The sequence below is a fragment of the Sporichthya brevicatena genome, from assembly GCF_039525035.1.
In the GTDB taxonomy this organism is placed as follows: Bacteria; Actinomycetota; Actinomycetes; order Sporichthyales; family Sporichthyaceae; genus Sporichthya; species Sporichthya brevicatena.
On record NZ_BAAAHE010000045.1, the window covers coordinates 1 to 13,791 of the forward strand.

11 protein-coding genes, 1 tRNA gene and 1 other RNA gene are annotated in these 13,791 nt (G+C 70.7%); 6 read left to right on the forward strand and 7 right to left on the reverse strand.

The features are described from left to right. Window positions 1–1,302, reverse strand: a 1,302-nt coding sequence (locus tag ABD401_RS21080) for a DNA polymerase III subunit gamma and tau (RefSeq protein ID WP_344608450.1), incomplete at its 3' end; no start/stop codon positions are given. Window positions 1,303–1,460: 158 nt separating this feature from the next. Here ABD401_RS21080 and ABD401_RS21085 point away from each other — a divergent pair. Together ABD401_RS21085 and ABD401_RS21090 are read left to right on the forward strand one after the other, a co-directional pair. Then, entirely contained in the window at window positions 1,461–2,930 is a 1,470-nt protein-coding gene (locus tag ABD401_RS21085) for an LVIVD repeat-containing protein (protein ID WP_344608452.1), read from the forward strand. After that, complete coding sequence (locus tag ABD401_RS21090; protein ID WP_344608454.1) at window positions 2,927–3,544, forward strand: DUF305 domain-containing protein; 618 nt, start codon at window positions 2,927–2,929, stop codon at window positions 3,542–3,544. The genes ABD401_RS21085 and ABD401_RS21090 overlap by 4 nt, the downstream gene beginning before the upstream one ends. Before the next feature lie 31 nt (window positions 3,545–3,575). On the opposite strand, the gene ffs is transcribed toward ABD401_RS21090, so the two are convergent. Next, window positions 3,576–3,672, reverse strand: an RNA gene (gene ffs, locus ABD401_RS21095) — signal recognition particle sRNA small type. Between the two features lie 99 nt (window positions 3,673–3,771). Between ffs and ABD401_RS21100 the strand changes: the two genes are divergently transcribed. The 3 genes from ABD401_RS21100 (at window position 3,772) to ABD401_RS21110 (ending at window position 4,577) form a co-directional block, all read left to right on the forward strand. Then, window positions 3,772–3,856, forward strand: a tRNA-Ser gene (locus tag ABD401_RS21100). A 122-nt stretch (window positions 3,857–3,978) separates the two neighbouring features. Then, on the forward strand, window positions 3,979–4,209 hold the full coding sequence (locus tag ABD401_RS21105; RefSeq protein ID WP_344608456.1) for a DUF433 domain-containing protein: 231 nt from the start codon (window positions 3,979–3,981) through the stop codon (window positions 4,207–4,209). Further along, the gene (locus tag ABD401_RS21110; protein WP_344608458.1) at window positions 4,206–4,577 is read left to right on the forward strand and encodes a DUF5615 family PIN-like protein; all 372 of its coding nucleotides are present in this window, start codon (window positions 4,206–4,208) and stop codon (window positions 4,575–4,577) included. The genes ABD401_RS21105 and ABD401_RS21110 overlap by 4 nt, the downstream gene beginning before the upstream one ends. Before the next feature lie 12 nt (window positions 4,578–4,589). Here ABD401_RS21110 and ABD401_RS21115 read toward each other — a convergent pair whose 3' ends face one another. From ABD401_RS21115 to mobF, 3 genes are read right to left on the reverse strand one after another with little or no spacing between them, the layout of a single operon-like run. Continuing rightward, window positions 4,590–5,834 carry a tyrosine-type recombinase/integrase gene (locus ABD401_RS21115; protein WP_344608460.1) on the reverse strand — a complete coding sequence of 415 codons (1,245 nt, stop codon included), beginning with the start codon at window positions 5,832–5,834 and terminating at the stop codon, window positions 4,590–4,592. Continuing rightward, complete coding sequence (locus ABD401_RS21120) at window positions 5,831–6,055, reverse strand: helix-turn-helix domain-containing protein (RefSeq protein ID WP_344608462.1); 225 nt, start codon at window positions 6,053–6,055, stop codon at window positions 5,831–5,833. Before ABD401_RS21120 ends, ABD401_RS21115 begins: the two co-directional genes overlap by 4 nt. Further along, entirely contained in the window at window positions 6,052–9,099 is a 3,048-nt protein-coding gene (gene mobF, locus ABD401_RS21125) for a MobF family relaxase (protein ID WP_344608464.1), read from the reverse strand. The genes ABD401_RS21120 and mobF overlap by 4 nt, the downstream gene beginning before the upstream one ends. Window positions 9,100–9,156: 57 nt before the next feature. On the opposite strand from mobF, the gene ABD401_RS21130 reads away from it, so the two are divergent. Then, window positions 9,157–9,423: a hypothetical protein gene (locus tag ABD401_RS21130; RefSeq protein WP_344608466.1), complete on the forward strand. Its 267-nt coding sequence runs from the start codon at window positions 9,157–9,159 to the stop codon at window positions 9,421–9,423. Window positions 9,424–9,513: 90 nt separating this feature from the next. Here ABD401_RS21130 and ABD401_RS21135 read toward each other — a convergent pair whose 3' ends face one another. Both ABD401_RS21135 and ABD401_RS21140 read right to left on the reverse strand, forming a co-directional pair. Continuing rightward, complete coding sequence (locus tag ABD401_RS21135; RefSeq protein WP_344608468.1) at window positions 9,514–12,909, reverse strand: MMPL family transporter; 3,396 nt, start codon at window positions 12,907–12,909, stop codon at window positions 9,514–9,516. Continuing rightward, the gene (locus tag ABD401_RS21140; RefSeq protein ID WP_344608470.1) at window positions 12,906–13,469 is read right to left on the reverse strand and encodes a TetR/AcrR family transcriptional regulator; all 564 of its coding nucleotides are present in this window, start codon (window positions 13,467–13,469) and stop codon (window positions 12,906–12,908) included. The genes ABD401_RS21135 and ABD401_RS21140 overlap by 4 nt, the downstream gene beginning before the upstream one ends. Window positions 13,470–13,791: the final 322 nt, after the last annotated feature.

Genomic DNA, 13,791 nt, shown 5'->3' on the forward strand with positions numbered 1-13,791 from the left:
CTCGGGAGCACGCGGCGGCTCCGGAGCCCGCGGGGGCTCGGGGGCCCGGGCCGCGGGCGCGGCCGGAGCCACGGGCGCCGCCACCGGAGCCGGGGCAGCGGGAGCCGCGACCGGCGCCGCGAGGACCGGGATCGAGGCGTCCCCGGCGAGCCGGCGTTCGATGCGGTCGAGGCGGGCGTGGAGGTCGCGGTCGCTGTCCCCGGCGGCGGGGAGCAGCACCCGGGCGCAGATCAGCTCGAGCTGGAGGCGAGGGGCGGTGGCGCCGCGCATCTCGGTCAGGCCGGTGTTGACGATGTCGGCGGCGCGGGAGAGCTCGGCGGACCCGAACCGGGCGGCCTGCTGGGCCATGCGCTCGACGGCGTCGGCGGGGGCGTCGATCAGACCGGTCGCCCCGGCGTCCGGGACCGCGGCCAGGATCACCAGGTCGCGGAGGCGGTCGAGCAGGTCGGCGACGAAACGCCGGGGGTCGTGGCCGCCCTCGATCACGCGGTCGACGAGGCGGAACACCGCCGCCCCGTCGTGGACGGCGAAGGCGTCGATGACGTCGTCGAGCAGGGCCGAGTCGGTGTACCCGAGCAGGGCGGTGGCGCGGCCGAGGGTGAGGCCCTCGGGCCCGGCACCGGCCATCAGCTGGTCGAGGACCGACAGGCTGTCGCGGACGGACCCCGCGCCGGCCCGGACGACCAGCGGCAGCACGGCCGGCTCGACCGGGACGTTCTCCCGCTCGCACAGCGTCGCGAGGTACTCCCGCAGCACGCCGGGCGGCACGAGCCGGAACGGGTAGTGGTGCGTCCGGGAGCGGATGGTCGGGATGACCTTCTCCGGCTCCGTCGTCGCGAAGATGAACTTCAGGTGCTCCGGCGGCTCCTCGACGACCTTGAGCAGGGCGTTGAAGCCGGCCGTCGTGACCATGTGCGCTTCGTCGACGATGTAGATCTTGTAGCGCGAGGCGGCCGGGGCGAACGCGGCGCGATCGCGCAGGTCACGGGCGTCGTCGACGCCACCGTGAGAGGCGGCGTCGATCTCGATGACGTCGAGCCCGCCGCTGCCGCCGCGGGCGAGGTCCAGGCAGGAGCGGCAGGTGCCGCAGGGGGTCGGCGTCGGGCCCTGCTCGCAGTTCAGCGCGCGGGCGAGGATGCGCGCGCTCGTGGTCTTCCCGCAGCCGCGGGGGCCGCTGAACAGGTACGCGTGGTTGACCCGGCCGTTGCGGATCGCGTTCTGCAACGGGTCGGTGACGTGTTCCTGCCCGATGACCTCGGCGAACGTCTCGGGGCGGTAGCGGCGGTACAGCGCGAGCGACACAACTTGACCCTACGGCCCACCGGGGACGGTCGGCAGACCACGGTGCTCACCTGGGCAGACCCGGGACGAATTGGGGGTGGATTCCGGACGTACGGGGCCGTACCGTCGCGTTATCTAAGACCTATCGATAAATCCCCCGCTCGCCCCCGGAGTGGCCCGTGCACCTCGGTATCGCCTCCCTCGCCGGCGTCCTCGCGCTCAGCCCGCTGGCCGTCGCGGCCGGCTCTCCCGCGCAGGCGGGGAGCTGGGACTCCGCCGTGCCCGTCGCCGACTGCGGCCCCGGCTCGAAGCCCGAGACCGGGCTGCAGGGCCAGGTCCCCCTCGCCGACCGCACGAGCGGCCGCAGCCAGCAGGGCTACTCCTGCAACCTCGAACTGCTCGGGCAGTACCAGGGCGAGGGCACGACCTGGGTGAACCAGTCGTACCGGCACTGCGCCTACAACGCGACGTCGTTGTTCGGGATCGGCCGCAAGGTTTCCGAGGGCGTGCAGGTCATCGACGTCTCGAACCCGCGCAGGCCCAAGCTCGCCGGGAACCTCACCAGCCCGGCGATGCTGACCGACACGTGGGAGAGCCTGAAGGTCAACGAGACGCGGGGCCTGCTGGCCGGCGTCTCGGTCGGCCCGGCGATCGGGACGCTCGCGTTCGACGTCTACGACATCCAGACCGACTGCACGCGCCCGAAGCTGCTCAACGGGCTCTCGACCTCGACCTTCACCCTGCCCGCGTCGACCGTCAACCACGAGGGCCAGTGGTCCCCGGACGGGCGGACGTACTGGGCGACCAGCGTCGCCGGCGGGGCGATCACCGCCATCGACGTCGACGACCCGGCGAACCCGCGCATCGCCGCCGTCAGCACGATCGGCTACGCCAACCACGGGTTCGAGCTCTCCGCCGACGGCAACCGCATGTACCTGACCACCGGATTCCCGGCGGGCGTGGTCGTGCTCGACGTCAGCGAGGTGCAGGCGCGCAAGCCGGCGCCGCTGATCCGCGAGCTCGGCCGCGTCGCCTGGGGCGGACCGGCCACGATCGGCCAGCACACGATCCCGGTCACCTGGGGCGGCAAGCCGTACCTGGTTGCGGTCGACGAGTTCGCGGGCGAGGACATCCACATCGTCGACATCTCCGACGAGACGAGGCCGCGCGTCGTGCGCCAGATCCAGCTCGAGATCAGCCGCCCCGAGCACGCGGACCTCGCTGCCTCCGAGACCAAGGGCAACGGCCTGTTCGGCTACGACGCGCACTACTGCAGTGTCGACCGGCGGACCGACCCGACCGCGCTCGCGTGCGGGTTCTTCCAGTCCGGCGTGCGCGTCTTCGACGTCGTGGACCCGCTGAACCCGCGCGAGATCGCGTACTTCAACCCGCCGGCGCAGGTCGGGAAGAACGCGCAGCTGCTCGGCTCGGAGCACGCCGCGCACGGCGTCACCTACATCGGCAACGCCTCGAACGTCCGGGACGCCGGGCCGACCGGCGTCGGCTTCACCGGCCAGCCGGCGGACCTGACCGCGGACTGGTGCAGCTCGCCGCCGCGCTTCGTCGGGAAGAACCAGCTCTGGGTCGCCTGCCAGGACAATGGCTTCATGGCGCTCCGCTTCACGAACAACGCCTACCGCGCGCGGTGAAGCGCCCGTCCGCGCCGGTCGCCGTGGCGGCCGGCGCGCTGGTGCTCGGGCTCGGCGCCGGCATCGGGCTCGCCACGGCGCTCGACGACGACTCCGGCACGGCGGTGTCGGCTGCCGCGGCCACGCCGAGCGCGGTGGACATCGGCTTCAGCCAGGACATGATCGTCCACCACGAGCAGGCCGTGCTGATGGCGCAGCTGGTCCGGGGCCGGACCGCCGACCCGAAGATCGCGGCCCTCGCGGCCGGGATCGAGTCCGACCAGCTTCTGGAGATCGGGACCCTGCGCGGCTACCTGGCGCTCTGGGACGCCCCGGTGCTGCCCGCCGGCCCCCCGATGACGTGGATGGCCGACCACCAGCACGGCGCCGCGATGCCGGGCATGGCGACGACTGCCCAGCTCAACCGCCTGCGGTCCGCGAAGGGCGCCGCGCTGGACCGGATGTTCCTCCAGCTCATGCTCCGCCACCACGAGGGCGGTCAGCCGATGCTCAGCGACGCCGCGGCGAACGCCGCGATCCCCGCCGTCCGCGCCCTCGCGAGCCGGATGTCGTTCCACCAGGGCGAGGAGATCCGGACGATCCAGGCTCTGCTGGCGACCACGCAGCCGTCCTGACCGACGCCCGGGCGCAGGGCCGCGACTTAACGAAAAGGACCCCCCGCGCACCTACCAGAGCCCACCTACCCTTGCTGCCTTCCGGCCCTGGGGGGGTTCAGCAGGATGGCACCACGCGGGGAGCCGGGATCAGTGTACGGGGCGCCCGTCGGGTGGGAACCGGACGCACTCCACCCTCTCGCGGTCGGCGCGGGCTCCAGCTCCTAGTACCCTTGTCCACGCTCCAAGGAGGATTCGCCTAGTGGCCTAGGGCGCACGCTTGGAAAGCGTGTTGGGGGCAACCCCTCACGAGTTCAAATCTCGTATCCTCCGCCGGCTGAGCAGCACAAACGCCGGGCGCCCATCGGGTGCCCGGCGTTCGTCTTTCCGGTCCGTCTCAGTTTCCGTCTCATTTGTCTTCTCGGTCCAAGGCGGTCGACGCGTAGCCTGAGGGCATGCAGTTCGCGCGGATCACGGTGGAGCCGGACAAGATGGGCGGCGTGCCCTGTATCCGCGGCTTCCGCATTCCGGTCGCCACGGTGGTCGGCATGGTTGCCGAGGGGATGTCCACCGAGGAGATCCTCGCCGACTACCCGGATCTCGAAGCCGAGGACATCCGTGAGGCGCTGCTCTTCGCTGCGGAGGCCGTCCGCGATCGCGACTTGCCGCTGCGCCTCGGCGCGTGAGATTTCTTCTCGATGCCAGCCTCTCGCCCCGGGTTGGGGCCGCCCTGCGCGGGGCCGAACACGATGCGGTGCATGTGCGGGATCTGGGCCTCGCCAGCGCGAGCGATCCGGTCGTGCTTGAGACCGCGCTGGCGGACTCGCAGGTGCTGCTGACCGCTGACACCGACTTCGGCACCCTGCTCGCGCACTCCGGCGCAGAGCTGCCCAGCGTGGTCCTGTTCCGCGGCGAAGTGACGCGACGGCCGGATGAACAGGCCCAGCTGTTGCTGGCCAACCTCGACCAGATCTCTGAGGACCTCCTCGCCGGCGCGCTCGTGGTCATCGGCGACAAGCGCCTGCGGGTGCGCTCGCTTCCGATCGAGCGCTGACGACCCGCGCCGTCAGCGGCCAGGAGGCTCAGGACCAGAAGGCCGGTGATCCGGCCACAGCAGTCCGCCCACCTGGCGCGCGACGTCGCGGCGAACTGCGCCGGTGATGTGCTGGTACCGGGCGGCCATACCGGCATGGGACCAGCCCATGATCCCCATGACGGCGCGGTCGGGGATGCCGAGCACCAACAGCACCGTCGCGGCAGTGTGCCGCGCGTCGTGGAGTCGGGTTTCGCGCAGGCCGGCTTCTTCGAGCAACGCCTTCCAGGCTCGGTGGTCGGTGTTCATGTTCACCGCACGGCCGAGCGGGTCGGCGAAAAGCCATCCTTCGTCGCGCCAAAGCTGCCCAGCGGTCTCGCGCTCGACGGTTTGCTCGGTCCGGTGCCGCCGCAACAGCTCGACGAGAGGGTCAGGCAGGCCGATGCCACGGCGGCCGGCGCGAGACTTGGTGTTGGCGGTGTCACCGCGGACGTTTCGCTTGTCGGGGCAGTAGCCAGGACGCTCCCGCCCGCAAGGTGGGTCGCAGCCGTGTTCGTACTGCGGACGCACGCGCGTGCGGCGAACCCAGAGGATGCCGTTGTCCAGATCGACGTCGGCCCAGGTGAGTCCGAGTGCCTCCCCCTGGCGAAGCCCGAGCGCCAAGGCGAAGGCCCATCGCGCGCCGTTGCGACCGTTAGACGCGACCTCAAGAAGGCGATGGACCTCCGCCACGGTGTAGGGCTCGATCTCGTCCTCCTCGATCCGCGGGGCGTGAGCGATCGTGGCGACGTTGCGCGTGACGTGGCCGCGCCGCAGCGCGGCGTTGAGTGCGGCACGGATCGTCCGGTGAGCCTGGTGCACGGTGGCGGGCTTGCTGCCCCTCGCCAGCATGGCCGCGTAGAGCCGTTCGAGGTGCTCGGCCTGGAGCTTGTCCAGGCGATGGGCTCCGACGCCGGGGACCAGATGGACGCGTACTGCGACTTCGTAGGCGGCGTAGCTGCTGGGGCGCACGCTCGGCGCCGAGATGTTGGTGAGCCAGTGCTCGAGCCAGGTCTGGACGGTCCAGGTCTGGCCGGCGCGGCGGAGGTTCCCGCTCTCCCGGCCACGCTCCAGCTCGCGGACGGCCCGGATGACCTCGGCCTCGGTCGCGCGTTCGATGTGACGTCGGTCGGGGCTGCCGTCGTCACGGACTCCCACGGTGACCCGACCGTGCCACCGCCCGTCGGCCCCGAGATAGATCGAGGAGGCTCCGTTGGGCCGGCGTGATCGCTCGGTCATCGACGGTCCCCGCCGGTAGCTCGGAGACCGTCAACATAGGTAGCCAGGGCGTCGGCCGGGATGCGGCGCAGGCGACCGATCCGCACCGACTCGACGAGCCCTGCGGCGAGCAGTCCGTACATCGTGGTGCGGCCGATCCCCAGAGCTTCGGCTGCTTCCTCGACAGTGAGGATGAACCGCCGTCCTTGCGACGGAATCAGCGCGTCATCGGAATTCATCATGGCCCTCCCCTGGTCGGACCTTCGTGGTCCAGGTGACTGATCTGCATGGGTTGCCGGCGGCCAGTTGGAGCCGACGGGCGGAATCGCATTTGGGCGTCCGTGGCGTGGGGAGCGTGCAGTCCGGTTGTCGCAGACGCCTCTATCCGTTGCTCCCACCGGCGTCGTAGCTCGGCCGTCGCTGCGGGCTCGACGGTCCGGCGGGCGAGGATGTCGGACATGACCTGACGGACCGTCATCTCCGGAGTGTCGCCGAGACCGACGTCGCGTGCGACGTAGGCGTGATTGGCCTCTCGGCCGCGCGTCATGCCGACGTAGAGCGGTTCGCGGCCGATGCCGGGACCGACCACGATGTGGGCGCTGTCAGCAGTCCGGCCCTGGGCCCGGTGGATGGTGCTGGCATACCCGAGTTCGACGTCGCGTCGTACATACGTCGCCGGCAGCCGAACCAGCTCCGGTGCCACACCGCGGTCACCACCGAGAGGAACCGCGTCGAGCGACCCGTCCGTGTGGACCCGCGTCACGCGCCACCGATCACCGTTCCGGACGTGCGCACCCGCCGAGGGGATCGCCCGATCATTGCGACGCGTCACCACGACATCGCCGAGACCGGCGCGGGATCCGTCGTGCAGCGAAACCTCGCCTTGCGTGTCGACCACGCCCCAGCGGATCCGATCGCAGCGCGCGCGGTCGTTGAGGGCCCGCACGGTTTCCCGGTCGATGGCAAGGAGCACGCTGTCGCGGCCCAGGGCGCAATCGTCCGCCCACGCGCGGTAGGCCTTCTCGACCATCGCTTCGACTGGGCCGTCGTGCAGGCGGTCGTGCGCGGCGTAAGCGTCGAGACAGGCCGGATCGCCGAGCCGGAGCTGTCGGGTGGCTTCGGCCTCCCAGGCTTCGCTGAACCGGTGGAGACGTTCGAGCTCGACGGGATGACCTTCGTCGGCGAGCAGGGCGAAGGCACCGCCGGCGTCGACCGCTCCGAGCTGAAATTGGTCGCCGACAGCCACGACCTTGGCGCCCGCCGCGACCGCCTGGGAGACAAGAAGATCGAGCTGGGCGGTTGGGGCCATCGCGGCTTCGTCGACGATGACTAACTGCCCGGGCCGCAGTTGCCACGCCTGACCGCTGGCCGTAGCCGGACCAGACTCGTGGATCCACTTGGCAAGGGTGTCGGCGTCGATGCCCACCGACGCACCGAGAACGGCGGCGGCAGCCGCGGAGGGAGCGAGACCGATCACGGTGCCGGCTCCGTGGGTGTGTTCCCACCCCGCCCGCAGCGCGCACAGGGCGCGGGTCTTGCCCGTGCCGGCCGGCCCGAGCAGAAGGTCGAGGCGTCTGCCGGAGGCGGCGATGCCCACCGCCGCGCGGGCTTGCTCGGCCGACAGGCGGGGTCTGCCGGGCAGCGGGCGGGCGGCGGCGAGGGCCTCGATCGACTGCGTGTCGGCGACGGGGGCGGACATGTGGTCGTTGTGGGCGTCGAGCAAACGGGCTTCGGCGGCCAGGACTTTCCAGCTGCTGTAGGCGGGTTCGGGCGCGGCCGCGGTAGCGCCGTGCATCTCGTGCTGGATGTAGTGCGCGGGCGTCGTGGTCGCGGCGGGTGGGTCGAGGGCGACGCAACGGTCGAGGGCGGCGCTGACGACCGCGTCGAGCAGAGCCATCCGCGCGCCGGGGGAAGGCTGGCGCAGGGCGCGGGTTGTGCGGGCGGCTTCGGCGAGCAGGTTGGTCGCGGTCCAGGTGGCTCGGCGTTGGGCGAGCGCGGCGACAGTGGCCTCGGCATAGCGCCCCAGCAACACCTCGGGTATCTCGGCGACGCCGGCGGTGTCCGAGCCGGCAGCAGCGGGGAAGGTCGCCGCGATTGCCGGAGCGGTTGTCACGATGCTTGCCCGGCCGGCGTTTGCGCTGGTCAGCGCGTCGCGGACGATCGCGTCAACCGGTGTGCCGGTGACCGCTTCGGCGGTTGCCGCCCATCGGCTGCGGAGCTCGGCAAGCGGGGCGATGTCCTTGTCGGGGCGGGTGGCCAGCGTGGCCTGCTGGCGCAGTTTCAGGACCTCGGCGCGGGTGGGTTCGCGGCCGTGGCTGTCGGTGAAGGTGGCGACCAGGTCTTGGGTGTGGGCGGTGATTGCCGCGGCGCGAGAGGAGAACGCCTCCAGCAGCGCGTCGGGGATGCCTTCGATCTCGTAGGCCGGGGTGCGTCGGGGTCCGCGGTCGCGGTAGCCGAAGGTGACGGGCAAGTGGGCGGCAAGCAGGTCGGCAATCGTGGAGTCGTAGATCTCGCTGCACGCCACCGCGGCTCGGAAGAGCACTTGCCCGTCCACGGCGCGCCAGCGCCCGTCGGGGCCTTGGACCTTGTTCGCGACCACGAGGTGGGTGTGCAGGTTCGGATCCCCGGCGCGGGTGTCGTAGTGGTCGAACGCGGCCGCGATCGCGCCCCGGGCGGGGACCCGGATCTTCGACCCGTCACCGATGCGGGTGTGCAGGAACCGGTCCTCGATCACGCCCAGTACCGCGGCCACGGCGTCCCGGTGCGCGCCCTCGACCGCGTGCCGCACGTCCTGGTCACCGATGGCCCACAGCACGCTGACCGACTTCGGCACGGTGAAGGTCAGGTCGTAGCCGGCGACGGCGGTCCGTACTGGTCGGGCCTGCTCCTGGGACTCGATGGCGGCAACACTTGCGATGAGCTCAAGCTCGGGGAGGTCCGCCGGCAAGCGGGCCACGTGGGTGGCGATCCGCTCGGCCGCGGTCCGGAACTTCGGATACGCCAGCCCAAGGCGCTCCCCGGTCACCGGGTCGTGGCCGGACCCGAACAGTCGGCCCATCGCCTCCTCGGTCACCGTGGTGCCTGCGGGAAGGTCTTGCCCGTCGCCCGTGCCGAGGCCCGGCAACCCGGCGCCGATCCACGTCCCGGGTGGGTTGCCGGAGGCGGCGTAGTAGGCGACCAGCTCCTGCCCCGGCACCCGGACGACGTCATTGCTCGCGGTCTGCCGCAGCAGGTAGCGGTACCCGCTGCCGGCGGACATCGGCGAGATCGACATCACCGTGGCCACCCCACCCGGCGTCCGCCCGCGCCAGCGGGCACGCCGGACCTCCCGGCGTATCCCTCTATGTGGGCGTCTTGGGGTAACCAAATCGACGGGAACCCCGGCGGAGTTGTCTCGGCTTGCACACCCCACCTGTGTGCGCGATCGCGTCTAGATCGCCGACCTGGCGGTGCGCGGGCTCGGGACGAGCAAGAGGAGTGCTGCCCCTTCGACGACTTCGACGACTTCGACGACCTCGACGACCTCGACGACCTCGACGACCTCGACCTCGACCTCGACCTCGACCTCGACCTCGACCTCGACGAGCAGCGTCCCGGCGAAGTCACGTGACTGATGGCGAGTACGCGGTTAGGCGTGAATGTCGGAGGAGGGCCGGCGCGGTGTGGACGGTTGCCGTCGCGAGTCGCGCGGATGCGTTGGTCAGCTGCAGGTTTGGGCGGGCCGTCTGCGCGGTGAGCGGGTGCGTGTCCAGTCTTTGGGCGCTTCGGTCAGTGCCATCTGCTCGACGAGCCGGAGTGTTTGTGGGGCTGCGGCGTGCTGCCCGGCCGCGGAGTCGTCGCGCGCCGGGGCATTCAGCAGTGTCATCGAGGCCGTGGCGGTAAAGGTGATGCCTTGGTAGGTGCCACGCAGCTCCTGCTGGTCGGCGGCGGGCATGCCGAGCGCCGCAACCCAGCAGGTGCGCTGGTTCTGGGTGCCGGTGACGTCACCAGACATCTTGGTCTTTCGCTCCACGACGTAGCAGGTGATGCGTTGCCCCTCGACCTCGACCGAGCGGGCGCCAGTCACGGTCGAGCTGGTCTCGCCGCGGGTGCCGCCCGCTTTCCAGCGGCTGGTCCAGGTGTCGCCGATGCGGATCGGGGTTCGGATGAGCTGTTGGGGGGTGTCGAAGGTTCCTCCATAGGACAGGCCGAGGGCGCTGGCTTTGAGGTTGATCGCGTCGACCGATCCGGGGCCGTAACGGCGGGTTTCGTCGGTGGTGGCGAAGCTGGTTTCGGTGTGGACGCCGAATTCGGGGCGGTCGGCGGTGCCCCCGGTGCGTGTGACGACGGCGTCGGCGTCCTCAGCAAAGGGCTGTGCGGACCCGGCGGCGCCGACCTTGCGCTGTCCTTCCACGCGATAGGTCCAGCTTCCTTCGGCTGGGGGTGTGATCGATGCCGGGGCTGACGCGCCCGGCGTTCTCTGGGGCGGCCTCGCCTCCGGCGTCGGGGTCGCCCCGTTGTTCTGAGTGTTGGCGGACGCCTTCGGGGACCGGCTCGGCTGCGGTTGGGGTTTGGCCGTACCGGGTGACGGCGTGGTCTTGACGGGACCGCCGCCCGTGGCGGGCGAGGCAGGCGCCGCCGCTGTTGACGCGCGTTCGGCTGGGACCTGGACCACGCCGAGGTCCTCGCGGACGGCGAAGGCGAAGCCGGGGAGGGCAACGGCGAGGGCAAGCAGTCCGGCGGCGGATCCGGCGACCGCCAGCCGCGGCCGGAACCCGGTGCGGGTCAGGCCCGTCGACGGCCAGAAGGCGTACCGGCCAAGCAGGACGGTGGCGGCCGGGACCATCAAGGTGCGGACGACGAAGGTGTCGATGAGGACGCCGATGGCGACGCCGAAGCCGATCTGACGCACGCTCGGGAGCGGGGTGATCAGCAATGCGGCGAAGGTTCCCGCCAACACGAACCCGGCGGCGGTGATGGTGGGACCGGTGCTGACCAGCGCGTGGGTGGTGGCGTCGCGGACGGTGCGTCCGCCGTCGAGTTCTTCGCGGATGCGTCCGACGATGAAAATGTTGTAGTCCGACCCGAGGGCGATGAGCATGACGAAGAGCAGGATCGGCAGGTAGAACGCGAGCCCCTGCTCGCCGAGCAGTCCTTGGAACACGAGCGTCGTGATGCCGATGGCGGCGAGCATCGAGAGCAGCACGCTGAACAGCAGGTAGAGCGGCGCGATCACCGAGCGCACCAGCAGGGCGAGGACGATCATGATCAGCGCGATGACGAGCGCGCCGACCGTCTTCAGGTCGCCGTTGATCAGGGTGTCGATGTCGGCGAAGTAGGCGCTCGGCCCGCCGATGGCGATCCGGGCATCGGTGACCTCGCTTCCCGCGAGCGCTCCCGCGGTGATCTCGTCGAGTCCTCGGACCGAGGTGAGGACATCGTGGGCGTAGGGGCTGTGGTCGAAGGCGACCACGATGCGGCTGGTTCGACCGTCGGCGGAGAGGAAGTAGTCCAGACGCTGAGTGAACTTGGGGTATTGGCGCAGCAGGTCGCCGCTGAGGCGCAAGCCCTCGGGTGAGGACAACGCCGCGACCAGCGGGCCGACATCGGTGCGGTTCGGGTCGATCCCGAGGGCGCGTAAGTCGGTGGTGCCGCCGGTGAACTCGGCGAGGGTCTTGGTGGTGAGTGGTGCGCCGGCCGGTTGCGTGACCGAGCGGACCTCCGCCACACCCGGCACCGCGCGGAGGCGGTCCGTCAGCTTGTCGATCGCGGCGAGACGATCAGCGGCCAGCAGGGACTTTTCTGCCGAGACGACGACGAACGCCGGCGCGAGCGCACCCGGCGGGTAGTGCTCGGCCAGCAGGTCAAAACCCTGCCGGGCTCCGGCATCGGCGGGCAGTTCGGCGGGCAGGTCGAAAGAGGTCTTGGTCTGGCTGGCGGCGGCGGCCGGTACGGCCAGCACGGCCACGCTGACCAGCAACACGGCGACCGGGCGACGGCCCACGAGGTCGGCCACCCGCCGCCACCGCTGCTCCGCTCGGTCCGCCCCAGCTGCATCAGGCCGCGACGGCCAGAACACCGCCCGCCCAGCCAGACGCATCAGCGCGGGAGTCAGGGTGAGGGAAGCGAGGCCGGTGACCGCTACCGCCAGACCCAGGATCGGACCAAAGGAGTGGACGATCCCGAGCTCGGCGGCGAGGAACGCGAAGAAGCCCACACTGACGGTCACCGCAGACGCCACGACCGTGGGGGACACAGCGGATGTCGCCCGGGCCAGCCGAGAGACCGTGCCCGACTCGGAAGGGGTCCGCGTCTCCTCTCGGTAGCGGGACAGGACGAACATCGCGTAGTCGGTGCCGGCCCCGAAGGCCATCACGATCATGAAGGTCTCGGAGAGGCTGTGCACTTCAAGCCCGGCCTCGGCCAGGTAGCCGGCCAGCCCACGGGAGACCAGGAAGGCGCATCCGATCGTGGCCAACGAGATCAGCGGCGCCACGACCGAGCGGTAGACCGCGACCAGGATCAGCAGCACCAGGATGATCGTGGCGACCGCTGTCTTGTCGAAGGCCTCAACCGTCGCCTTTGCCTGGTCGGCTCCGAGCGCGGCGAGGCCGGTGACCTTGATCTGCAGGCCAGGCGGTCCGGTCGAGTTGACGTAGTCGCGCAGGAAACTGACGGTGCGTTCGGAGGAGACAGTGAAGATCTGGGCCTTGATGCTGACGATGATCAGTTCGGCTGCGCCGTCGGCCGAACGCAAAACCGGCGCGAGCTCAGGCGCGGACGCCGCCGTCTGCACGCTCTTGACGTAAGGCGCCGCCTGGGGCGAACGCAGGAAGTCCCCAACGCCCGCGATGTACTGATGATCGGCCGCTGTCAGCCCACCGTCGCGGGCCAGCACGATGACGGCCGGGTCCCGGGTCGGGTCGTCCGGGAAGGCGGCCCGCAGAAGCGCGTCGGCCTGGCCGGAGGGCGCGGAGGCCGGGACGAACGCCGTCTGGTCGGCGGTGCCGAGGTCGCGCACGCTCGGCGCGGTGAGCGTGAGCCACACCGTGCCGACGATCCAGACCAACGCCATCGGCCAGGCCCAGCGCTCGACGAAGCGGGCACCCGACCTCACGGCCGGGGCTCCAGCCCGCCCAGCAGCAGATTGACGAGCGAGTCGGACATCGCTTCGGGCTCCAGTTCGGCCCCGACAACCAGCGCCTGCAGTGCGGCGATGATGACGGCGCCGAACAACGCCGAGGCCGTCGCCACGGGATCACCGACGGAGCGCAAGGAGCCATCGGCCGCGCCCTCTTCCAGCACCGCGATCACGGGCACGTGGAAAACCGGGAACAGCTCAGCGACTGTCTCCGACAGTTGGCCGGCCTGTTCCAGGTTGCCGATCAGCACACGGCAGGCCTCGGGATGCTCGACCACGGTCTGCACGACGCCGCGAATGACGGCATCCAGCCGATCGCGGGCCGTCCCAGGCTCGGTGGTCGCCTCCTTGATCGCCATCTCGAGATGGCCGATGGTCGAGTGCATCAACCAGCCGAGCACGGCGTCCTTGCCGCGGAAGTGGTAGTAGAGCGTCGCTCGGGGGACGCCGGAAGCGGCCACCAAGTCGTCCATCCGCGTCGCGCCGAAGCCCTTACGGATGAACACCTCGGCCAGCGACCGGGCCGAGTTCAGCAACCACGCGGGTTGGGGGCGCACGGCTCGTCAGCCCTGGATCTTGGACGTCATGATTGGACGTTACGTCCAAACTCAACATCTAACAAGGGCACCGTGCAAGCTGGTCACGGCGGTCCGCCTACTCCGGCTGCGCCGACCGCTTCCTGGGCGCTTCCGTCTCATTTCCCGTCTCATTCGTCGGCGTCCGAAGCCGTCCGGCGGGGTCCAAGCGCCGCGATTTCACGCTCAGGAGGCCTTCACGGACCTCCCCGAACAGGCCCGGCCAGAGTTGGAAAGCGTGTTGGGGGCAACCCCTCACGAGTTCAAATCTCGTATCCTCCGC